The 20,886-nt window shown below is 53.8% G+C and carries 21 protein-coding genes and 1 pseudogene; 13 read left to right on the forward strand and 9 right to left on the reverse strand.

Annotated features, from left to right (window positions below; translation table 11 throughout):
- Nucleotides 1-29 precede the first annotated feature (29 nt).
- A complete protein-coding gene (locus U869_RS0101845) occupies nucleotides 30-1,385 on the reverse strand; it encodes an MFS transporter (RefSeq protein WP_025122716.1) in 1,356 nt (451 codons plus the stop codon).
- Nucleotides 1,386-1,523: 138 nt separating this feature from the next.
- On the reverse strand, nucleotides 1,524-3,065 hold the full coding sequence (locus U869_RS0101850) for a class I adenylate-forming enzyme family protein (RefSeq protein ID WP_025122715.1): 1,542 nt from the start codon (nucleotides 3,063-3,065) through the stop codon (nucleotides 1,524-1,526).
- Between the two features lie 357 nt (nucleotides 3,066-3,422).
- Here U869_RS0101850 and U869_RS0101855 point away from each other — a divergent pair, with 357 nt between their 5' ends.
- On the forward strand, nucleotides 3,423-4,121 hold the full coding sequence (locus tag U869_RS0101855; protein ID WP_025122714.1) for an RluA family pseudouridine synthase: 699 nt from the start codon (nucleotides 3,423-3,425) through the stop codon (nucleotides 4,119-4,121).
- A gap of 284 nt (nucleotides 4,122-4,405) precedes the next feature.
- Complete coding sequence (locus tag U869_RS0101860; RefSeq protein WP_025122713.1) at nucleotides 4,406-4,726, forward strand: hypothetical protein; 321 nt, start codon at nucleotides 4,406-4,408, stop codon at nucleotides 4,724-4,726.
- A gap of 306 nt (nucleotides 4,727-5,032) precedes the next feature.
- On the opposite strand, the gene U869_RS0101865 is transcribed toward U869_RS0101860, so the two are convergent.
- From U869_RS0101865 to aaeR, 4 genes are all read right to left on the reverse strand, one after another.
- Nucleotides 5,033-5,977, reverse strand: a complete 945-nt coding sequence (locus U869_RS0101865) for a nucleoside hydrolase (RefSeq protein ID WP_025122712.1) — start codon at nucleotides 5,975-5,977, stop codon at nucleotides 5,033-5,035.
- Nucleotides 5,978-6,540: 563 nt separating this feature from the next.
- Complete coding sequence (locus tag U869_RS0101870; RefSeq protein ID WP_025122711.1) at nucleotides 6,541-7,884, reverse strand: APC family permease; 1,344 nt, start codon at nucleotides 7,882-7,884, stop codon at nucleotides 6,541-6,543.
- Between the two features lie 10 nt (nucleotides 7,885-7,894).
- Nucleotides 7,895-8,797, reverse strand: a complete 903-nt coding sequence (locus U869_RS0101875; protein WP_025122710.1) for an acetamidase/formamidase family protein — start codon at nucleotides 8,795-8,797, stop codon at nucleotides 7,895-7,897.
- A 390-nt stretch (nucleotides 8,798-9,187) separates the two neighbouring features.
- Complete coding sequence (aaeR, locus tag U869_RS0101880) at nucleotides 9,188-10,099, reverse strand: HTH-type transcriptional activator AaeR (RefSeq protein ID WP_025122709.1); 912 nt, start codon at nucleotides 10,097-10,099, stop codon at nucleotides 9,188-9,190.
- A gap of 326 nt (nucleotides 10,100-10,425) precedes the next feature.
- Here aaeR and aaeX point away from each other — a divergent pair, with 326 nt between their 5' ends.
- From aaeX to U869_RS0101905, 5 genes are all read left to right on the forward strand, one after another.
- The gene (gene aaeX / locus U869_RS0101885) at nucleotides 10,426-10,629 is read left to right on the forward strand and encodes a p-hydroxybenzoic acid efflux pump operon protein AaeX (RefSeq protein WP_025122708.1); all 204 of its coding nucleotides are present in this window, start codon (nucleotides 10,426-10,428) and stop codon (nucleotides 10,627-10,629) included.
- A gap of 7 nt (nucleotides 10,630-10,636) precedes the next feature.
- The gene (gene aaeA, locus U869_RS0101890; protein ID WP_025122707.1) at nucleotides 10,637-11,572 is read left to right on the forward strand and encodes a p-hydroxybenzoic acid efflux pump subunit AaeA; all 936 of its coding nucleotides are present in this window, start codon (nucleotides 10,637-10,639) and stop codon (nucleotides 11,570-11,572) included.
- A complete protein-coding gene (aaeB, locus tag U869_RS0101895; RefSeq protein WP_025122706.1) occupies nucleotides 11,572-13,539 on the forward strand; it encodes a p-hydroxybenzoic acid efflux pump subunit AaeB in 1,968 nt (655 codons plus the stop codon). Before aaeA ends, aaeB begins: the two co-directional genes overlap by 1 nt.
- A gap of 165 nt (nucleotides 13,540-13,704) precedes the next feature.
- Complete coding sequence (locus U869_RS0101900; protein ID WP_025122705.1) at nucleotides 13,705-14,160, forward strand: ribonuclease; 456 nt, start codon at nucleotides 13,705-13,707, stop codon at nucleotides 14,158-14,160.
- 4 nt (nucleotides 14,161-14,164) lie between these two features.
- The gene (locus U869_RS0101905; RefSeq protein WP_025122704.1) at nucleotides 14,165-14,464 is read left to right on the forward strand and encodes a barstar family protein; all 300 of its coding nucleotides are present in this window, start codon (nucleotides 14,165-14,167) and stop codon (nucleotides 14,462-14,464) included.
- A gap of 12 nt (nucleotides 14,465-14,476) precedes the next feature.
- Here U869_RS0101905 and yjgA read toward each other — a convergent pair whose 3' ends face one another.
- The gene (gene yjgA, locus U869_RS0101910; RefSeq protein WP_025122703.1) at nucleotides 14,477-15,025 is read right to left on the reverse strand and encodes a ribosome biogenesis factor YjgA; all 549 of its coding nucleotides are present in this window, start codon (nucleotides 15,023-15,025) and stop codon (nucleotides 14,477-14,479) included.
- A 200-nt stretch (nucleotides 15,026-15,225) separates the two neighbouring features.
- On the opposite strand from yjgA, the gene pmbA reads away from it, so the two are divergent.
- Together pmbA and cybC are read left to right on the forward strand one after the other, a co-directional pair.
- Entirely contained in the window at nucleotides 15,226-16,566 is a 1,341-nt protein-coding gene (pmbA, locus tag U869_RS0101915; protein WP_025122702.1) for a metalloprotease PmbA, read from the forward strand.
- Nucleotides 16,567-16,821: 255 nt separating this feature from the next.
- Nucleotides 16,822-17,208 (forward strand): cytochrome b562, encoded by a 387-nt coding sequence (cybC, locus tag U869_RS0101920; RefSeq protein ID WP_025122701.1) that lies wholly within the window; start codon nucleotides 16,822-16,824, stop codon nucleotides 17,206-17,208.
- A gap of 43 nt (nucleotides 17,209-17,251) precedes the next feature.
- Here the strand turns inward: cybC and U869_RS0101925 are convergent, their stop codons facing one another.
- Nucleotides 17,252-18,016: a helix-turn-helix domain-containing protein gene (locus U869_RS0101925; protein ID WP_025122700.1), complete on the reverse strand. Its 765-nt coding sequence runs from the start codon at nucleotides 18,014-18,016 to the stop codon at nucleotides 17,252-17,254.
- A 117-nt stretch (nucleotides 18,017-18,133) separates the two neighbouring features.
- Between U869_RS0101925 and U869_RS29130 the strand changes: the two are divergent.
- Nucleotides 18,134-18,921, forward strand: a pseudogene (locus U869_RS29130) (sulfite exporter TauE/SafE family protein).
- Between the two features lie 42 nt (nucleotides 18,922-18,963).
- On the opposite strand, the gene rnk reads toward U869_RS29130, so the two are convergent.
- Nucleotides 18,964-19,374 (reverse strand): nucleoside diphosphate kinase regulator, encoded by a 411-nt coding sequence (rnk, locus tag U869_RS0101935; protein WP_025122699.1) that lies wholly within the window; start codon nucleotides 19,372-19,374, stop codon nucleotides 18,964-18,966.
- Between the two features lie 436 nt (nucleotides 19,375-19,810).
- Here rnk and U869_RS0101940 point away from each other — a divergent pair, with 436 nt between their 5' ends.
- From U869_RS0101940 to U869_RS0101950, 3 genes are read left to right on the forward strand one after another with little or no spacing between them, the layout of a single operon-like run.
- Complete coding sequence (locus U869_RS0101940) at nucleotides 19,811-20,128, forward strand: glycine dehydrogenase (RefSeq protein ID WP_369795085.1); 318 nt, start codon at nucleotides 19,811-19,813, stop codon at nucleotides 20,126-20,128.
- Nucleotides 20,129-20,164: 36 nt separating this feature from the next.
- Complete coding sequence (locus U869_RS0101945) at nucleotides 20,165-20,530, forward strand: glycine-rich SFCGS family protein (protein WP_025122697.1); 366 nt, start codon at nucleotides 20,165-20,167, stop codon at nucleotides 20,528-20,530.
- Nucleotides 20,530-20,826, forward strand: a complete 297-nt coding sequence (locus U869_RS0101950; RefSeq protein ID WP_025122696.1) for a DUF4312 family protein — start codon at nucleotides 20,530-20,532, stop codon at nucleotides 20,824-20,826. Before U869_RS0101945 ends, U869_RS0101950 begins: the two co-directional genes overlap by 1 nt.
- Nucleotides 20,827-20,886 lie beyond the last annotated feature (60 nt).

Genomic DNA, 20,886 nt, shown 5'->3' on the forward strand with positions numbered 1-20,886 from the left:
GGCGGTGCACATGGCACCGCGTTTAGGCTTTATTTCTCAATCACACTATTCATGGCTGCTGCCGGGCCTGGATTGGCTGATTTATCTTTGCTGCCTGCCGGTTGTTTCACCAGCGCGGCCCCGATGATGGCAAGAGCTTGCAACGTGATGGCAAACCACAGGCCAGCGCTAGGTGATCCTGTTCTATCTTCCAGCAGCCCGAACACGTAAGGCCCGAAGAAGCCACCGGTAATGCCCAGGCAAGCCAATAATCCGAGCCCGCCAGCGAGCATGGGGCCGCTCATCAGCGTTGCCGGGTAGGTAAAGATGATGGATTGCACGACGAAGAACATCGAAGCGCCGATACAGAAGCCGATCAGCCCCAATACCGGGCCACCCACGGCACCAATCAGGAAGCCGATAGCCATCGACGCAAAGCCGGATACCAACATGATGCGGGAGCGAGAGGCGGTATTGGCGTATTTGGGCAGGAAGAAGCCGCCCAGAGCGGCTGCAATCCACGGGATGGCGGTTAACAGACCGAGCGTCAGGGTGCTCATTTTGCCGTAGCTGTTGATAATGCTGGGCAGGAAATAGGTCAGGCTGTAGACCGAAATCTGATGGGTGAAATAGATCGCCACGATCAGCATGAAGGTCTTGTTGGTAAACGCCGTTTTAAAGGAAAACTTCTGGTTTTTATCCACGCCGACAGGTTGCTCGGCGGCCAGCTTGTTTTCAATATACTCAATGTCGGTTTTGGTCAGCCATTTGGCGTCGCGTGGTTTATTGGGCAGCACGGCATAGACATAGAACGCCAGCAACACCGCCGGGATCCCCTCTACGATAAACATCCATTGCCAGCCGTGCAGTCCACCTAGCCCATCTAACATGAGCAATGCGCCGCCTACAGGTGCCCCGATGATGTTGGCGATACAGACACCGAGCAGGAACATGCCGACGGCTCTGGCGCGATCTTCACGACCAAACCAATAGGTGAGGTACAGGATAATACCCGGATACAACCCTGCTTCTGCCGCGCCTAACAGCAGGCGCATGACATAGAACGAAGTGGGGCCGGTGACGAAGGCCATACCTGCGGAAATCACCCCCCAGGTGAACATGATGCGGGTGATCCAGAACCGGGCCCCGACTCGCGCCATAATCAGGTTGCTGGGGATTTCCATAGTGGAATAGGTCAGGAAGAACAGACCGGCGCCTAACCCGTAGGCGGTGGCGGAAAGCCCAAGATCGATAGACATCGACGCGCGGGCAATGCCGATATTGGTTCTGTCGATAAAGCTGATGATATAAACAATGATCAGTAACGGCATCAGGTGTTTATATATTTTTGCATTCGTAATAGCCGCCTGGCTTTTCGATGCAATATCTAACGGCCGATTTGACATGATAAGGCTCCTCCTCGTAATGAGGCGATTAAACAGAGTAGAGCTTTCTGTATTATTATTGGGGGTACAGGTGCTCTATTATTTTAATGGTTGCGCTTCACGTTTCCTGATGTTGGCGCGCTTATTGGACACGGCTTGCTATATGGGCGGTGCCAATTTTTTTCGTAATGCCAGTTTGTCGGTTTTACCATTGGCATTCTTGGGTAATTCTGCGGTAAAGACGATTTTTGAAGGTATTTTAAATTTGGCGATCTTATTCGATAGCCAATGGATAATATTGTCACTGACCAAAGGCTTGTTACGATGTGCCACGATAAAAGCCACGGCTTCTTCACCGTAGATTTCGCTGTTGCTGGGAACAATGGCAATTTCCTTGACGCCAGGGTAATTCGAGATCAGGTTTTCCACTTCTATGCAGTATATTTTTTCGCCGCCACGGTTGATCATGTCTTTGCTACGATCTTTGATATACAGATAGTTGTCCTGATCGAGACAGGCAATATCGCCGGTGTAAAACCAGCCATCGTGGAAATATTGCTGATTTGCCTGCGGGTTCTTCCAATATTGGCTGACGACGTCCGGGCCTTTCAGCCACAGATGGCCAATTTCACCGGCGGCAAGCACCCGCTGATGATCGTCACGAATTTGGCAGCTCAGGCCTGGGATAGGCAAACCAGAACTGCCTATCTTGTCACTGCTGCGAACATCGGTTGGGAAGATGCTGGCCGGCGAAGAGGTTTCCGTCAGCCCATAGATCGGCCTGATTTCCGTCGCCGGGAACAGCTGCGCCAACCTTTCGATAATCCCTACGTTCAAATGCCCGGCACCACAGGCGATCATCCGTAGGCTGCTGTAATCCCCCACCTGTGGATGTTTTTCCGCTTCTTGCAGCAGCAGAATAAACACCGTGGGCGAACCATGCAGGAAGGTAATGTGGTGACTGCTGACGGTTTTCAGGATCTCTTCCGCGCTGAATCTTTGCTGCAAATGCAGCGTGCCGCCAAGATGAATAAACAGGCAGAGCAGGGCGGACAGACCGGTAATATGGCAAATAGGGATGGGGAGAATGGCACTGTCCTGCTCGGTGAGCTGAAGAGCCTGTTGGTAGGCCGTGATAGCCGCAATAAAGTTGCCATGGGTGAGCGCTGCCCCTTTGGGGGAACCCGTGGTACCGGAGGTATAAATAATTGCGGCAATATCATCCGCTTCGATTGCTGCTGGCTTCACCGGTGGGATGGTTTTTTGGTCATCTGCATTACTGAGCATCAGCTGCCATTCGGCCAACGATACCAGATGGCTGTGCTGCCCGGTTTCCAGCTTAGGCATCCATGGCTGGCTATTGGGATCGTAGAACACCGCTTTGGCGTTCACGCTGGTCAGGATGATCTGGCTGTCTTGCGATTTTAACTTGGTGCTTAACGGCACCACGATAATCCCCAGCGCCATCGCGGCATAAAACAGCGAGCAGAATTCAGGTCGGTTACCCAGCGCCAGAACAATCACATCGCCTTTAGCAAGATTAAAGCTTTCTTTCAGGCAGGCGACGCTTAAATTAACATTGTGATTCAAATGGTTATAGCTGTATTTATGGCCTTCAAAGAACAGGGCGGTATGGTCAGCCCGGCGATTAACGCTCAGCTGTAAACTCTGATAGAGGTGTGTGATTTTGACCTGCTGCATAGCTTGCCTCTGCACCGACATTTACTGATGGTGGTGAGTATAGGGAAAGGCAACGAGGCAAGAATGCGCAAAATTTCACATCTTGCTACGGCAAACTGGGCTGGCGCTTTGTGTAAAACGCCAACCCGGGGGCGGCAAAAAAATCGATGTTATGACGTGCTGGTTAGTAAATGTTATCAAAAATGATAAAAATTATGATGAGAAAGGTGATTTGTGGCTTTTGCTTTTATGCAGATGCCTAAAAGAGGGAGATTGGCATAGCGCCAAAGCTAATTGGTTTATGCGGTCAAACAGCCATATTCGTCAGCTGGCTGAAAATTCGTTATTATCCGCCCTCACTCCCCATCCGGCAGCCCGATGTCTACGATCCTTGATACCTTTATTGCCCCGCCGTGCCATGACGAGATAGAGATCCTCTATCAGGACGATCATCTGGTGCTGATCAACAAACCTGCCGGACTGCTCAGCCTCTCGGGGAAGAATCCGCAAAATCTGGATTCGGTGCATCATCGGCTGGTGAAGCTATTCCCCGGTTGCACTCTGGTCCACCGTCTTGATTTCGGTACTTCCGGGCTGATGGTGGTTGCCCGCAATAAGGCGATCAATGCCGCTCTCTGCCAGCAGTTCAGCCAGCGCACGGTGAACAAGGTGTATAGCGCTCTGCTTTGCGGACATTTGGGCGAGGACGAAGGGGTGATAGATGCGGCGATTGCCAAAGACCCGGCGCTATTCCCGCTGATGTCGATTTGCTCAATCCACGGCAAGCCCGCTCGTTCCCGCTATCAGGCCGTTGAACGCTTTTATCGCGAGCTGGAAGACGGGAAGTTACTGCCGTTGACGCGGGTACAACTAACCCCGGAGACCGGGCGCACCCATCAACTACGTATCCACTGCCAGCAGTTAGGACATCCTATTTTGGGCTGTGACCTGTATGGTGGTCTTTTGTTGCCAGGCACCGAACGGACTCCGCGACTGATGCTGCATGCCAGTGAGTTGGATTTTGTTCATCCTGTTAGTGGTGAGTTGGTTAAAGCTCGTAATGCTTGTTCGTTTTGAACGTATTGATAACGATGCGACATCTGCTCTCCTTTGATTAGCACGTTGTGTGATGTCAGTTATGAGCGAGGAGCGGAAGTTAGGAATGCATACTTACATCGATGTGTCTGAATCATGTGGAGCAGATCACCTGACGTTCTTGTTTGTCGGTTAGTGTGATTTATTTCTCAAAATATTCAATGCGATAACCTTATGCAAATCGATAAATAGCAATTGGTTTAATTAATGTTTCATTCCAGTTTGTAGAATAGAGGGTAACCAAATACATCAGGATTATTCTTCACATGAAAACATCAATAATTGCTACTACCATTTTAATCGGTTCTTTTTTAAGCGGTTGCGCTGTGCAAAATGATAAAACACAGTTTCAAGGCCTGGGTTTGACATATCAGTCCGATGTCAAAAAACTGGATAATGGGGACTATCTCACTGAGGTAGAAGCAGCTCCTGCTGCAGGTCGTATACAAGGAGCTATTGGCACTGCAACTAAAAAGGCTTCTGATTTTTGTAGGGTACAAAATAAATCCATGAGAGAAGTCAAAACTGATATTGATACACACTTACTTGTTAATGGCGTTGCTCGCCTGACGTTCAAATGCGTTTAAATATTCCCAAGTTTTATTACTTTTCATAAAACTGAGAGGGCTGTTGTGAAATATGCTCTCTCTGTGCATATTTTAACGGTGACTAGATGGCAATATAGTTATCCCCTAAAAACGGTCCTTTCCCTGTTAGAGATCTTTCGATATTGACCAATTAATACCAACCCCTCCATTACTTCATTAAGGGCTAAGGGGGCAGTTTGCTTGAGCTATTAGTAACGCCCGCTCCTGGCACTTAACAGACGGTCAGAACCAGAGCAGACGCGGGGATCACGCCTAGCGACACCCCCGCTAGCATCCATTAACCCCTCAAACCTCAACCTCCCCAATCCGTTCCAGCGCATCCACAATCAAATCCCAAAAAGCCTTTTCATCAAGCTTCACTGCCACCTGAGTATGGCAATCCGCCGGGGCAGGGAAGCGGAAGTCCGCGACCGTCATGCCCAACGTCAGAGTACCGGTCAGCTCGATATCAATCGGCACCTTACGCACCGTCATTACGTTGGGATTGATTACATAGGCGACCGCACAAGGATCGTGCACCGGTGGTGAAGTGAACCCTTGTGCCTGCTTATACATATGGCCGAAGAACTCGAGCAACTCGACCACAAACTTGGCCGGTCCGGTACCGATGGCAGCGATACGTGCGCTCACTTCTGGCGTAGCCAATGCCTGATGCGTCAGATCCAGCCCAACCATGGTTAACGGCCAAGGTTCGTTGAACACGATATGCGCGGCTTCGGGGTCGATTTTGATATTGAATTCTGCCACCGCGCTCCAGTTACCCACGTGGTAACCGCCGCCCATCAACACCACTTCTTTCACGCGTGCGGCGATGCGTGGTTCTTTGCGTACCGCCATGGCGATGTTGGTCAGGCCAGCGGTGGGTACCAGCGTTACGGTGCCTGGCGGATGCGCCATGATGGTATCAATGATCAGATCGACGGCATGGATATCGGCTAGTTGCAAAGTGGGTTCTGGTAAGACCGGGCCATCGAGTCCCGATTCGCCGTGAATGTCTGGGGCGACTTCAATCTGACGTACCAAAGGCCGCGAGCAGCCAGCGGCAAAAGGTACGCCGGTGATGTTGGCGATGCGCGCGACGGCTAACGCATTGCGTGTGACCTTCTCTAGCGTTTGGTTGCCTACGACGGTGGTTACGGCCAGCAGCTCAATCTCCGGGTTGCCCCAGGCCAGCAGCATCGCGATTGCATCGTCATGCCCCGGGTCGCAATCCAGTATGATTTTTTTCATTAGTTTTCCTGATGCGTGGGAGTTTTTTCGAGCATAACTTAGCGGCGGGGGGAGGGATATGATTGGTGGGTCGTTTTGTTAACATCATCAAAGTATTGGGGAAATCTGCCCCCTCACCCTGACCCTCTCCCACAGGGAGAGGGGACGGATCGTGCTACATGCTGGCTCCGTCCCTGACAGCGGCTCTGTCTAAATATGCCGCAGATTACTGATGTACCTGGCCGCAGTTTCGGGCTAGCTTCCCTTCCTTAAACGAATGTTTATGACGTTCTCGGTCTGCACTGCGGGGGAGGGATAGGTCGGTGGGTCGTTTTGTTAACATCATCAAAGTATTGGGGAAATATTGCCCCTCACCCTAACCCTCTCCCATAGGGAGAGGGGACCGAATGTGCTACATATTGAGTAACGTATCTGACATTGGCACCGTCTAAATGTGCCACCAGTTGATTGCCGAACCCGACATCGGCTGCGGACTAGCTCCCTCTCCCGGAAACCAGTGTTTATGTTGCCCCCGCTCGTACATTGGGAGAGGGCGGGGGTGAGGGGCGTCATTAGCCAATGGTCTAGTCTTCCAGCTTCAGCACCGGCTCTCTCTTCAGCACCACGCGCAGTACAAAGTAATACACGATGCCCACCGCCAGCCAGCTAAGGCCGAGGATCTTGGCTTCGATATCCATTTCGTACAGCACAAAAGCGATGATCGCCAGGCCGACCAACGGGAACAGCAGATGTTGCACCCAGGCCTTGGATTTCTGGCGGATGATGTAGTGGTTAATCACCGACAGATGCAGGATCAAAAAGCCCATCAGCGCCCCGAAGTTGACCAACCGGCTCAGGTTGTCGATGCTGCCGTTGAAGTACAGCCCGGAAGCGAGGGAGATCACCGCGACCAGCAGGGTGCTGACGTAAGGGGTTTTAAAGCGTGGATGCACCTTGGCCAGGATCTTCGGCAGTTGGCGGTCACGCCCCATGGCAAACAGAATACGCGAGATGGCGGCCTGCGCGACTAACGCATTGGCGATCCCCCAGGAGAGTGCCGTCGCCCAGATGGTGGCCTGTTTTAACCAGGAGCCCCCCGCCAGATTGGCGGTGTCATAGAACGCGGTATCCAGGTTGGTAAAGTTTTGGCCCGCAGCCAAATCGGCGGCGATCCAGGTTTGCAGAATAAACAGCGTCCCCACCAGCAGCAGCGCATACAGCGAGGCTTTCCCCACGGCATCGGCGCCGCCTTTACTCTCTTCGGACAGCGTCGAAATACCGTCAAAACCCAGGAACGACAGCACCGCGATCGACACTGCGCCCATCACCAGCGGCAGGCTGAATTTCTCGGCATTGTAGAGCGGGTTCAGCGTCAGGCCACCCGCTCCTTCGCCGGAATAAAGCGCTGTCAGGCCCATCACGACGAAGATGGTCAGGATCACGATCTCTGCCACCAGAATGTAGCGGTTGGCCTTGGCGGTGAACTGGATCCCCACCAGGTTGATCGCACTGTTAATTACGATAAAGGTGACGATCCACAACCAGGCCGGAACCTCGGGCAGGATCGGGCCGAGCGCCGCTGCGCTGACGATATACAGCAGCGAAGGCACCAGAATGTAATCGAGCAGGATCAGCCAGCCAGCAAAGAAGCCGACGGTTTCGTGGATACCACGCTGGGCGTAGGCGTAGACCGAACCGGAAACGGGGAAAGCACGGGACATCGACCAGTAACTCATGGCGGTAAAGAACATCGCCACCATACCGATCAGATAAGCCAGCGCCACCATGCCCTGTGCGCCTTCCCAGACGTAGCCAAACACGCCAAAGGGCGCGATCGGCACCATAAAGATCATGCCGTAAATCACCAGATCTTTCAGGGTGAGGGTTCGGTGCAGCTCTTGTTTATAACCAAATTGTTCAACAGACATGGTGTGGCCCTTAATCCAGCTGGATGTTTAACTGCTTGGCCACGCTGCGTGGCAGCGCGAAGCGGCAGGTTTTCAGCGGATCGACCACCTGGCAGATTTGCAGATCGCCGGTGATGCTCAGCAGGTTGATGGCGTCGGCCAGCGAGACGGTGCTGTAATCGGCCACGAAGTGCGCCATGTTACGTGTTGCCAGTTCGGCCGCTTCGTCCAGCGTCTTGGCCGAGGCCAGGGTGTACAGCGCATCGGCGGTGCTCATCATCGGGGTTGGCAGCGCGCGGTTTTTTACCACGGTCAGGTTCACCACCACTTCGCCAGGGATCTCCAGGCCGCAAACGGAGACTTCACCATCGCCCATGGCAGCATGCAGATCGCCAAGTGCAAACAGCGCGCCGGGAACGTTAACCGGCAGCCACAGCGTGCAGCCTTCAGTGATGATTTTGCAGTCCATGTTGCCGCCGTGGGCATCCGGCGTGCCACAGGAGATCGGATCTTCGGCCGGGGCGACGCCAATCACGCCAATCATCGGCTTTAAAGGCCAACGTACGCCGCCAGGCAGCAGCGCGAAGCCGTCTTCCAGCGGTACGGTGCGGATCTGCGGCTGTTGCAGTTCATCGCCAATCACGCCCAGGCCCGGTGCGGTGACCATGACGGCCTGATGGCTGGTTGGGGTAATGCGTTTAATTTCGACCCGTAATACGTCGCCGGGGATGGCGTCCTGCACGTAAACCGGCCCGGTAGCCGGGTTGATGCGGCTCCAATCCAGTTCGGTGAAGGCAGCCTGTTCGGAGGCGATTTGGTCTTCGAAGCAGTCGCAGGTTTCAAAACAAACATCGCTGCCGCTGGTAACGGTGGCCACGGGGGCATTATCGCGCGACATGGCATAGACCAGGTATGAGCGGGAGATCTTTTCCATGGTGATTCCTATAATGAATAATGAAGCCGTGTTTTTATTATGTATGGCGGTTATTTCAATTTGGCGCTTCAGCGCTAAACATCAATAAATCACACCCGCCGGGGCGGAAGCAAGCACGCGAAAGTGGTAACAGAATAGGCGTTTCGGCCATATTGGCAGGATATGCTTAAAATAATTATCGCGGCGGTTTATTGCATTTAATTAGGGGGGAAGTGTCCGCATAACCGATCGGTTAACCCGAATGAATACAGCAGAGTTATCAGTAGAGAATAGGAATCAATCGAAAGTAAAATCTTTCGATAATTATTCAGAATAAGATTAGCGATCGGTTTTATAGCGTTAAACGCTATATCCAGCCCTGGAGAGGGTCCCCCAGGGATTAAGGGGGCATTAACGGTAGCCCTGATACACTTCCGCCACGCGTTTAAAGTATTCTGTCAGGTAATTGATACAGACCTGTACCTTGAGCGGCAGCTTGTCCTTTTCGGTGTAGAGTGCATAAACCGGGCGGGGTTCCGAATGGTAGCGCTTGAACAGGATCTCAATCTCGCCGCGTTTAATCTCTTCAATCACCCACATCAGCGGTGCGTAGGCAATCCCGGCACCCGCTTTGAGCCAACGGATCATGGTTTGTGAATCGTTGGTCACGAAGCGCCCCTGCGGGGAAATACGCGTGCTGATGCCTTCCGGGGCCATCAACTCAAACTCGCTGTCGGGCCGCACGCTGTACTCCAGCCAGGAAAAATTCACCATGTCTGCCGGTTTTTGCGGTGTGCCGTGCTGGGTCAGGTAGCTTTTGGCGGCGCAGACCACCATCGGCATTGAGCCCAGGCGTTTGGAAAACAAGCTGGAATCCTGTAGTGCGCCGGTGCGGATCACCACATCCAGGCCATCGGCAATCAGGTCAGGGGCAGGTATGCCGGTAACCAGGTTGACCGTCAGGCCAGGATATTCTTGCAGCATGTCGGCAGTCATGGTCGCCAGAACGTTTTGCGCCATGGTGGAAGAGCTGCCGATGCGCAGCGTGCCGATGGGCGTATTGTTCAGCGCATAAAGCTGCTCATGCACTTCGGCGGCCTCCTGTAACATGCGGCGGCAGCCCTGATAGTAGATTTTACCGGCTTCGGTCAGGCCGATACTGCGCGTGCTGCGGTTCAGCAGCTTCACCTGTAGATCATTTTCCAGTTTGGACACTGTCTGGCTGATGGATGAAACGCTCATATCGAGCTGGCGTGCCGCAGCGGTAAACGACCCGCATTCAACAACTTTGGCAAACACGGACATCCGTTTTAGTCTTTCCATTGTTCACTCTGGCTTAAAAGTGATTTAGATCACAGATTGTAGATTAGTTGATAGTAAGCAGGCTAATATAACGCGTCGGGTGTAAAGATCATCTGAACGCTTGAGCGTGGTCAGCCATGCCGCGGTAGATTGCCGTGGCTGCGTGATCCCTCAGGTCATCCCTACATTCCCTCTCGCGGAAGCCTGCTCTTAGCTTAACCCTTTTTCAGGTTTGTGGCCTGGTCAACTGCCAGATCATAACGTTTGGCGTCCGTGCGCTAGAATGTAAATGGTATGTGAAATCAGCAGGGAAAGTCCCGGTGTAGTAAACAATTAAGGAAAAAGTGATGAGTTTGCTTCCGGTCATGGTCATTTTTGGACTGTCGTTCCCCCCGGTATTTTTTGAGCTGTTGGTGTCGTTGGCACTGTTCTTCGTGGTGCGCCGCCTGTTGCAGCCAACCGGGATTTACGATTTTGTCTGGCATCCGGCGTTGTTCAATACCGCGCTGTATTGCTGTTTGTTTTATCTGGTTTCTCGTCTTTTCGTTTGAGGCTGCTGTGAAAACTCTGTCATTAAAAATACTTCGCATCGCGATCACCTTGCTGCTGGTCCTGCTGGCAGCCATCGCCGTGTTCAAGGCCTGGGCGTTTTACACCGAGTCACCGTGGACGCGTGATGCCAAATTCACCGCCGACGTGGTGGCGATTGCCCCGGACGTCAGCGGTTTGCTGACCTACGTACCGGTCACCGACAACCAACTGGTGAAGCAAGGCCAGATCCTGATGGTGATCGACCAGCCGCGCTACCAGCAGGCACTGGCTGAGGCCAACGCCGATGTGGCTTATTACCAGACCCTGGCGGCGGAGAAGAAGCGTGAAGCGGGCCGCCGTGTGCGCTTGGGGATCCAGGCTATGTCACAAGAAGAAATCGACCAATCCAATAACGTATTGCAAACCGTGCAGCATCAGTTGGCCAAGGCTATAGCCGTGCGCGATCTGGCGCAGCTGGATCTGGAACGGACCACGGTACGTGCGCCCGCAGACGGTTGGGTCACCAACCTCAACGTCCATACGGGGGAATTTATTACCCGTGGCTCCACTGCGGTGGCGTTGGTGAAGAAAAACAGTTTCTACGTCATCGCCTATCTGGAAGAGACCAAGCTGGAAGGACTGAACAAAGGCGATCGCGCCGAGATCACCCCGCTGGGCAGTAACCGCATTCTGCATGGCACCGTTGATAGCCTGGCTGCGGCGGTCAATAACAGCAGCAGCACCCCCAACAGCAAGGGGCTGGCGTCGATCGACAGTAACCTGGAGTGGGTGCGTCTGGCACAGCGCGTACCGGTGAAAATCATGCTGGATGAGAAAGATCAGCAACACTCTTACCCGGCAGGGACCACTGCGACCGTGGTCATTACCGGCAAGAACGATCGTAACGTCGACAGCGGCTCGCCCTTTATCCGGTTGATGCATCGGTTACGTGAGTTCGGCTAATGAGCAGCCCAACCTTTCTGCGGCTACGGTTTGCCTGCAAGCTCAGCTTTGCGATTGTCTTCGCGCTGTTTGTCGGCTTTCACCTTAATCTGGAAACCCCGCGCTGGTCAGTGCTGACGGCGGCCATTGTGGCTGCTGGCCCAGCCTTTGCCGCCGGGGGTGAGCCTTTCTCCGGTGCCATTCGCTATCGTGGCTGGCTACGTATTATCGGCACCTTCATCGGCTGTTTTGTCGGTTTGTTGATTATCGTGACCTGCGCGCGGGCACCGGTAGTGATGCTGATGCTTTGCTGTGTCTGGCTGGGGGTCTGCACCTGGATCTCCTCGCTGGTGAAGGTCGAAAACTCCTACGCCTGGGGGCTGGCGGGCTATACGGCGCTGATTATCATCGTGACCTCGGCAACCACCACCACTTCGCTATTGGCCGCACCACAGTTCGCCGTAGAGCGCTGTAGCGAGATCGTGCTCGGTATCCTCAGTGCGATACTGGCCGACCTGCTGTTCTCCCCACGTTCGATCAAACAGGATATCGATCGCGCGGTGGATCAGTTGCTGGTGGGGCAGTACAAGCTGATGCAGATGTGTATTAGCGACGCCAGCAAAGAGGATATCGACCGCGCCTGGAGCGATCTGGTCAAAAGCACCACCGCCATCAACGGGATGCGCAGCAATCTGATGTTGGAGTCGTCGCGTTGGCAGCGGGTTAACAGCCGTTTGCATGCGCTACATACGCTTTCGCTGACGTTGATCACCCAGGCTTGTGAAACCTACCTGATATTGCTTAATCACCCGGATGCGGTGAAGGAAAATATCCGTGAACTGCTGATGGTGCCAGCGGAAACCGCGCAGGAAGTCCATAAACGCCTGAAGCTGGTGCGCCAGGTGCTGGCGACCAACCGTAGCGATGAACACCTGCCAACCATCACCGGTTGGGTCGGGGCGGCAACGCGCTATCTGCTGGTGGCAAAAGGCGTGCATACCAACAGCGGTATCAATGCGATAGAAAACGAAATACTGGCCGGCGAGGTGGTGGTAAAAAGGCCATCGGCGGAAGGCCACCACGCGCTGATTAACGGGCTGCGAGCCTGGGCGGCGACCTCAATCGGCTGCCTGTTCTGGCTGTGGACCGGCTGGACGTCCGGTAGCGGCTGTATGGTGATGATCGCCGTAGTCACCGCGCTGGCGATGCGTACGCCAAATCCGAAAATGATGGCGCTCGATTTCCTGCTGGGTGTGCTGGTGGCGTTGCCGCTGGGCGCATTGTTTTATATGTTTATCCTGCCGGAAACCCAGCAAAGCATGTTCTTGCTGTGTCTGAGCCTGGGTATCATGTCCTTTGTCATCGGCATCGAAGTGCAGAAACGCCGTTTGGGATCGCTGGGCACTCTGGCAAGTACCATTAACATCATCGTGTTGAGTAACCCGATGACCTTCCATGTCTCGTCGTTTATCGATAGTGCCATCGGCCAGATTATCGGCTGCTTTGTGGCGATGATCGTGCTGTTCCTGATCCGTGATACTTCACGCGAACGCACTGGCAGGACGTTGATGAACCAACTGGTCAGCAGTGCCGTTTCAGCCTTGACCACCAAGGCGGCACGCCGTAAGGAGAACCATCTACCTGCGCTGTATCAGCGCCTGAACCAACTGCTGATGATGTTCCCGAACGACATTGCCAAATATCGTCTGGCGCTTAACCTGATCATTGCCCACCAGCGGATGCAGATGACCGAGATCCCGGAGCGGGAAGAGCTTTCGGTGTTCCACAAGCAGATCCGCAGCACCGCCGACCACGTAGTGACCGCCAAGAGTGATGTGAAGCGGGCTTATTACTACGATCGTCTACTCAAAGAGATGAATGAATATCAGCAAAAGTTGGTGGACAACTTCGCTCCGCTTAGCGTCACCGGGCCGGTAAAACGCCTGGCAGATATGCTGCACCGCTACCGTCATGCGCTGATTGATTGATATCTTCAGCTTCCCGTCAAGGTCTATACTGAGCATGGTTTACGCCCCCCGGCTTCGGGGGCTAAAATGCCCTCTGGGGGCGTATCAGTGCCCCCTCTGCAAGAGAAATGGTTACATCTTGGTCATCTTTGATTCATTAATTTTTGCTATAGATGCAGGGACGGTATGAATAAACGTACGCTTATCGCGATGTTGATTGCTTTGGTGGTGGCAGGTTTCAGTGCGCTGCATGGGGAGGGCGATCGGGCGATTACCAACGTGTCGACCCCGACGGCAGAAAGCACCAGCATTGAACAACTGACGGAGCAGAAGAGGGTGGTCAGCTATGTGCAGCAGCATCAGCGGCTTCCTGACTACTACATCACCAAAAAACAGGCACGCGAGCAGGGTTGGGATGCGAGCGACGGTAACCTGTGCAAGGTATTGCCGGGCAAGGCCATTGGTGGCGATCGTTTTTCCAACCGTGAAGGGCAGTTACCAACCGCCAACAACCGGGTATGGCGTGAAGCGGATATCAACTACCGATGTGGCCGACGCGGTGCTGATCGGCTGTTGTATTCCAGTGACGGTCTGATTTATGTCACGCACGACCATTATAAGAACTTCATGCGGATGGAGTGAGCCGATGGGAAAAGTAGAGTTCGATTTTAACCAGATACCAGACATTCCCGCGTTCTATCGCCATTTTGCCGAACGGTTCGCACTGGGTGAAGAATTTGGCGCCAACCTGGACGCGCTGTGGGACGTTGTGACCGGCGACATCAGCCTACCGGTCGAGATTGAATTTCTCAATCTCAACGCCCGCAGCAAACGCCGCTTTGGTGCCATCATTCTGCTGTTTGAAGAAGCGGAGGAAGAGCTGGAGGGCAACCTGCGGTTCAATATCCGTGAAACGAGCGGCATGGCAGCGGTTCACCCGCGCTGATGCCGCAGGCGTTTACTGTTGCGCCTCGGCCAGATCGCGCAGGTACTGGAAGATTTGGCGGAATGATTTTGGCGGCTTGTTAGCGGCCTGCTCTTTCTGCGCGTTACGGATCAGGGCGCGCAACTGCTGGCGATCGGCCTCTGGATACAGATCCAGCACGGACGGGATCGCGTCATCACCTTCTGCCACCAGACGATCGCGCAGCGCTTCCAGCTTGTGGAACAGCGAAACCTGTTGGTTATGGCGGTTCTTCAGCTTGTCGAGTGCGGTCTGGATCGGTTCGACATCACGAGCGCGCAGCATTTTGCCGATCAACTGGATCTGGCGGCGGCGGCCTTCTTTCTTGATCTTCTGCGCCAGCTCGATGGCGGCACGCAGATCTTCATCCAATGGGATACGTTCCAAGGCGTTTTTACCCAGTTCAACCAGTTCGGTTCCCAGGTCTTTCAGCGCTTCGGCATCACGTTTGATTTCACTTTTACTGACCCAGATAATCTCGTCATCGTCCTCGTTTTCGTTCTCCGGGACATCGTCGAGCCAGTCTTCAGGCTGTTTGTTCATGGTAGGCTCCGTTAAAAAGAGGCTAATCCTAACAGGTTGCCGGCTTTATGCGAAATTCCACGCGGTTCCTGTTAGACTCAAAAGTAGATCAGGCTGTGGCCAGCGGGTACAGCCGAAATTATTTTGGCGCGTTATCACGCGCAAAACCATGCCGACACGGCACTTTTTTCAACGATTCTCTGATTAAGTATGGCAGATTGATGAAAGTAGTCACCCAAGTTGCAGAGCAGCGCAAAGCGCTGGAACAAGCCGTTTCACAGGCGCTGGAGCTGGCACGCGCCGGTTCCGATGCGGCAGAAGTTGCCGTGAGCAAAACCACCGGTATCAGCGTCAGCACCCGCTTCGGCGAAGTGGAGAACGTCGAGTTCAACAGCGACGGCGCGTTGGGCATTACCGTCTATTATCAAAACCGCAAAGGCAGTGCCTCTTCCACCGATCTGAATCCGGATGCCATTGCTCGCACCGTGCAGGCGGCACTGGATATCGCTCGCTATACTTCGCCCGATCCTCACGCTGGTCCGGCAGAAAAAGATCTGCTGGCGTTTGATGCGCCGGATCTCGACCTGTTCCATCCTACCGAGCTGGATGCCGAACGCGGTATCGAATTGGCTGCCCGTGCCGAGCAGGCTTCGCTGGCGGCGGACAAGCGTATTACCAATACCGAAGGCGGCAGTTTCAACAGCCATTACGGCATCAAGGTATTCGGCAACAGCCATGGCATGCTGCAAAGCTACTGCTCCAGCCGCCATTCGCTCTCCAGCTGTGTGATCGCCGAGCATGATGGCGATATGGAGCGGGATTACGCCTACACCATTGGCCGTGCGATGGGCGATATGGCCAGCCCTGAGTGGGTCGGCCAGGAATGTGCCCGCCGCACGCTGGCGCGTCTCTCCCCACGTAAGCTGTCGACCATGAAGGCCCCGGTGCTGTTCGCTTCGGAAGTGGCAACCGGTCTGTTTGGCCACCTGGTCGGTGCTATCAGCGGTAGCAGCGTTTATCGCAAGTCCACCTACCTGCTGGATTCGTTGGGTAAACAGATCCTGCCGGAGTGGATGACCATTGAAGAACATCCGCACTTGCTGAAAGGGTTGGCGTCTACGCCGTTCGACAGCGAAGGCGTACGTACCCAGCGCCGCGACATCGTCAAAGACGGCGTGCTGGAAACCTGGCTGCTGACCAGCTATGCCGCACGCAAGCTGGGGCTGCACAGCACCGGTCACGCTGGTGGCATCCACAACTGGCGCATTGCCGGCCAGGGCGATAACTTTGCCGGTATGCTCAAGCAACTGGGCACCGGTTTGGTGGTCACCGAGCTGATGGGGCAGGGTGTCAGCGGTATTACCGGCGATTACTCACGCGGGGCTTCAGGCTTCTGGGTGGAAAACGGCGAGATCCAGTATCCGGTGAGCGAGATCACCATTGCCGGTAACCTGAAAGATATGCTGCGTAATATCGTCAGCATCGGCAGCGATATCGAACTGCGCAGCAATATCCAGTGCGGTTCCGTGCTGCTGCCGGAAATGAAGATCGCCGGGCAGTAAATCCCAACCCATCTCATTCCCCTCACCCCAACCCTCTCCCAAAAGGAGAGGGAGCTGTCCGGCATCGTGGATTAGCCTGTGCTGCTTCGGGAAGTACGGGGAGTTTTAGCGAACTCGATCGGTCCCCTCGCCCTTTGGGAGAGGGTTAGGGTGAGGGGCTCACTTCAACCTTCCTTACAAATATTAAGTATCGGTTTTGCCGTTCTATGCCTATGTTAATAACGAGTTAATTAAAACAATAATGGGAAGGTGAGCATGAAGAAGACATTGAAAGTGTTGGCAGCACTGACGCTGCTGGGAGCCAGTTCATGGGCGATGGCGGCCGATCTGGCCGATGACATGGATACCCTGGCCGCCAACTACAAAATCGTACTGAAAACCGACTCCACCGATACCTTCAAGCAGAGCCTGCAAAATATGCGCGCTGCTGCCACGGATGCCCAGAAAGGCACGCCGCCGAAGTTGGAAAGCAAAGCGCCAAACGGCCCGGAGATGACGGAATTTCGTCAAGGGCTGGCGACGCTGATTGGACAGATCGATCAGTCGCTGGCGTTGGCGAATCAGGGGAAATTGGAGGAAGCGCGTAAGGTCGCGCAGGACTTCAAGCAAACCCGCGATGCCAACCACAAGAAATTCCGCTAAACGCCACGCTATTCCCTATGATCGTCGAAGGCGATCATAGGGATCAATTCAGATAGGAAGACGGCGGTAACCCCAACACCCGTCGAAACATCGCCGAAAAAGCCGCACTGCTCTCATAGCCCAATTCAATCGCCACTTGGGTAACGCTGTTACCTGCGGCCAAACGCGCCAGCGCCAGTACCACACAGGCGCGCTGACGCCATTGTGAAAATGACATCCCGGTCTGCTGGCGGAAAAAGCGGCTAAAGGTACGCAGGCTCATAAACAGGCCGTCGGCCCAATGCCCTGGTGGTGCGTGGGCGTCTGGCTGGCGTAGAAAAGCCTGACACAAGGCACTTAGCCGAGGATCTTCCGGCAGTGGGATATGCAGCGGTAATGTCTGCATCTGGGCTAGCTCATGCAGTAGCAGCGCCACCAAGGCACCATCCCGCTCTTCCTGCCGATAGAGCAACGGCATATCAACGGCGGCGATCAGCAACTGACGCATCAGCGGGCTGATGCTGACCACCTGACAAACCTCGGCGATTGGCGCGATCAGTGCATCCGGTTCGATGTATAGACTGCGAGTGCTCACTCCCATCATCCTGACTTCGTGGGCGACCTGCGGCGGTATCCATACGGCACGCTGTGGTGGTACCACCCAATTTCCCTGCCGGGTAAAAACCTGCATCACACCAGTGGCACCATACAGCAACTGTGCGCGTCGATGGCTATGTAAGGGCAGCAGATAGTCCGGTGGATAGTCGGTACCTATGGCAATCACCGCTCTTGGCGTGTGATCGAGGGAGCTAATGGAAGTATTGCGCATAGCCTGCCTTATCATATTGGCCGAAACGCGATGATAGATGGCCAATGATAGCATGCAGGCCATTGCCTAGTCGCTTATCCTGCCCATTGGCAAACGATCTTACGGAGTGGCAGGGCGATGACTGTTATTTTACTGGTGCTGTTTACCGGCTTTTTGACCGGAATAACCACCCTTGTTTTTGGTTTTGGCGGCGGTTTTGTGGTGGTGCCCTTCGTCTATCATGTGGTTTCCTCCTCGGGTGACCACGCGGATCAGGCGATGCACATTGCCGTGGCAACCTCGGCGGCGGTCATGATTTTGAACGCCAGCTATGCCAGCGTGACCAGTGGCGCAGCGGCAATATCCTGCGGGAAACTATCGATCCGCTGATCTATTTTATCGCGGTGGGGGCGGTTATCGGTGCCTTTGCCGCCACGCAACTGACCGACTCCGTCATTCGCGGGCTGTTTATCCTCTATATGGTGGTGACCATTGCCGATTGTCTGCTGCGTAAAGGATTTCTGACCAAACCAGCCAGAACGGCGTTATCTCCGGCCACGGTAGCCGTCGGTGGGCCAATCATTGGCGTGATCGCCGCCATGTTGGGAGTCGGCGGCAGCGTAATGACCGTTCCGCTGTTACGTCGCCAAGGCTATGAGATGAAGCACTGCGTCAGCGCGGCCAATCCGTTATCGATCCCGGTCGCGGTGGTGGCAACCGTCTTGTATAGCTACCTCGGTGCGGGCAAGGTCAGTGGGCCGGAATATTTTGGTTATGTGAACCTGCTGATTCTGGGGGTGTTGCTGGTGGCGGGTATTACGGGGATCGTCTTTGCCAAACGGGTATTGCCCGGCATTGATGACAGGCTGCATGCCAGAATTTATATAGTACTGTTGCTGGGGGTACTGATCGCGATATGCCTGTAAAGGCACAAAAAGGGCGGCTGAATGGCCGCCCGGAAACCTGGCTTAGCGGTGATACTCGCCCGCTGCTTCAGGTTGATACAGCAATTCCAGCACTTCAATCCGCGCTTCTTCGCCGTTAGGTAACTTCCAGCTGATCTGGTTACCCACATGCATGCCCAGCAGTGCCGCACCCAGAGGTGCCATCACCGACAGCTGTTCAGCGCTGTCTTTGAGCGAGGCAGGGTAAACCAGCGTGCGCACATGTTCTTCTGAAGTATGCAGATCGCGAAAGCGTACGCGGCTGTTCATGGTGACGACGTGTGCAGGGATCTGCGATGGCGGCACAATGTCAGCGCGATCCAGTTCGGCGTTCAGCGCGGCGGCGACGTCAGTATTGGCAAAGGCTGGCTGTGCCAGTAGCGCATCCAGGCGTTCCGCATCCAGCTCATTAATGGTAATGGTTGGTTTGGTCATTCCACTCTCCAGTCCAATCAAAGGGCGCCCTTTCTGCGCCATAAATTCGGAAAACAACACAAAAGCAACACCCCCGCACCGTTGGGAGCGGGGGTGTGAAAGAATGTCGGTTTGTCCTAATGATAGTAGGCTGTTAGGGCGGGAAAAGAAAGAGATCTCGATCACGAAGTTTTTTGCGTCGCGACGCTAACTGGCAACTTTGCGTTGCAAACTCTTTTTGCAATCTCATTGTCTTAGCGAAAAAAGCCGGGTTTTGCGAAATGGATCCCCCAGCGTCACTTAATTTCCAGTTCGAACTGGAAAAAAACGCGCTACACAAGCAATGCCCCTGGGGTTAGGGTAAAGGCATCAAAGAAAGCGGATTATACGGCGACAGATTAATGTCCGATCCAGAGGTGACTGCAAAGTGAATGACGGAACAGCTTCGGTAAGTAACCTGGCACAGGCTGATATCGATGAGGCCGCAGCGATAACCACGCAACTGCTGGCCGATATTACTACCATGTTGGGTGAAGAGAATATCTACACCAATGCGGTACAACAACAAATGTTGGAGTCCCATATCCGCGCAATGGTGTTGCGCTCAATAACAGGTGAGCCCTTGCCGGAAGTGGATAAATCACTGTTTGATGAAATTTCTGCCGGCTCGATGCAACTGGCAGAGCGAGTGGTAAATAAGTTTGCCACGCTACCGATTGAAGAGGCCTATCTGCTTTCGGTCCATTTTGAAGTGGCTAAAGATAACAACCAATAGCGTTAAATCTATTACAATTATTCAGGAGAAGAACCCATGGGACAAATAACCGTAGTGATCGGCGATCGGCTGGGTAAAGGCCAGAAAGTAGGGCAAGGTATTGAAAATGCGGGTGCCAAGGCGATTGTCATCCCTGGCATGGCGGCAGACATGAAGCTGGGCGATGTGATGAAGGCAGAGAATGCACAACTGGGCATTTCCTTCTGTGGCAGCGGCGGTGCCGGTGCTATTACTGCGCAAACCAAATATGGTTATAAATCCAGATATGGTATGCGTTCTATCGAAGAAGGCGTAACGGCAATTAACGAAGGCTGCACGGTATTAGGCTTTGGCTTTATGGATAAAGAAGAATTAGGCCAGCGGCTAGTGGAAGCGTATGTCAAAAAATACGGCAATCCTTGATGAAAGAGACTTATACCACCTCGGTTAACGTGGAGGGCAAAGGCGATACTAAAGCTAAAGCCTTTGCCGGTGCATTAGCTAATGTGCAGGGCGTGATTTTAAAATCCACCAATAATGTTCTGCTGCGTATCGAACCGCAGGACGTCAAAATATTAAAGGCGGAAGAGAGAACCACCAAAGAAAAATTTCTTTTCTTCTTCCTGCCACGCGAAAGAAAAAGCTTTGCCGTTTCCTTGGAAATAACCGTGAACGTGACGATCATCAATACCGAAAAGGTGGTCTTCACCCAGAAATAAAAACGTTATATCCGTCGTGTTTCAAGCCACAGCGCTATGGCTGCGTCTTGGGATCCACTG

Origin of the sequence: Serratia sp. H1w, assembly GCF_000633355.1 — a bacterium.
Classification (GTDB): domain Bacteria; phylum Pseudomonadota; class Gammaproteobacteria; order Enterobacterales; family Enterobacteriaceae; genus Chania.

Coding starts and splice junctions, on each gene's coding strand:
- U869_RS0101855 (WP_025122714.1), top strand. CDS start 3,423: ATGTCTACGATCCTTGATACCTTTATTGCCCCGCCGTGCCATGACGAG.
- U869_RS0101950 (WP_025122696.1), top strand. CDS start 20,530: ATGAAAGAGACTTATACCACCTCGGTTAACGTGGAGGGCAAAGGCGAT.
- U869_RS0101905 (WP_025122704.1), top strand. CDS start 14,165: ATGGGAAAAGTAGAGTTCGATTTTAACCAGATACCAGACATTCCCGCG.
- cybC (WP_025122701.1), top strand. CDS start 16,822: ATGAAGAAGACATTGAAAGTGTTGGCAGCACTGACGCTGCTGGGAGCC.
- U869_RS0101900 (WP_025122705.1), top strand. CDS start 13,705: ATGAATAAACGTACGCTTATCGCGATGTTGATTGCTTTGGTGGTGGCA.
- rnk (WP_025122699.1), bottom strand. CDS start 19,374: ATGACCAAACCAACCATTACCATTAATGAGCTGGATGCGGAACGCCTG.
- U869_RS0101925 (WP_025122700.1), bottom strand. CDS start 18,016: ATGCGCAATACTTCCATTAGCTCCCTCGATCACACGCCAAGAGCGGTG.
- yjgA (WP_025122703.1), bottom strand. CDS start 15,025: ATGAACAAACAGCCTGAAGACTGGCTCGACGATGTCCCGGAGAACGAA.
- U869_RS0101865 (WP_025122712.1), bottom strand. CDS start 5,977: ATGAAAAAAATCATACTGGATTGCGACCCGGGGCATGACGATGCAATC.
- aaeR (WP_025122709.1), bottom strand. CDS start 10,099: ATGGAAAGACTAAAACGGATGTCCGTGTTTGCCAAAGTTGTTGAATGC.
- aaeX (WP_025122708.1), top strand. CDS start 10,426: ATGAGTTTGCTTCCGGTCATGGTCATTTTTGGACTGTCGTTCCCCCCG.
- pmbA (WP_025122702.1), top strand. CDS start 15,226: ATGAAAGTAGTCACCCAAGTTGCAGAGCAGCGCAAAGCGCTGGAACAA.
- U869_RS0101945 (WP_025122697.1), top strand. CDS start 20,165: ATGGGACAAATAACCGTAGTGATCGGCGATCGGCTGGGTAAAGGCCAG.
- U869_RS0101860 (WP_025122713.1), top strand. CDS start 4,406: ATGAAAACATCAATAATTGCTACTACCATTTTAATCGGTTCTTTTTTA.
- aaeB (WP_025122706.1), top strand. CDS start 11,572: ATGAGCAGCCCAACCTTTCTGCGGCTACGGTTTGCCTGCAAGCTCAGC.
- U869_RS0101845 (WP_025122716.1), bottom strand. CDS start 1,385: ATGTCAAATCGGCCGTTAGATATTGCATCGAAAAGCCAGGCGGCTATT.
- U869_RS0101870 (WP_025122711.1), bottom strand. CDS start 7,884: ATGTCTGTTGAACAATTTGGTTATAAACAAGAGCTGCACCGAACCCTC.
- U869_RS0101850 (WP_025122715.1), bottom strand. CDS start 3,065: ATGCAGCAGGTCAAAATCACACACCTCTATCAGAGTTTACAGCTGAGC.
- U869_RS0101875 (WP_025122710.1), bottom strand. CDS start 8,797: ATGGAAAAGATCTCCCGCTCATACCTGGTCTATGCCATGTCGCGCGAT.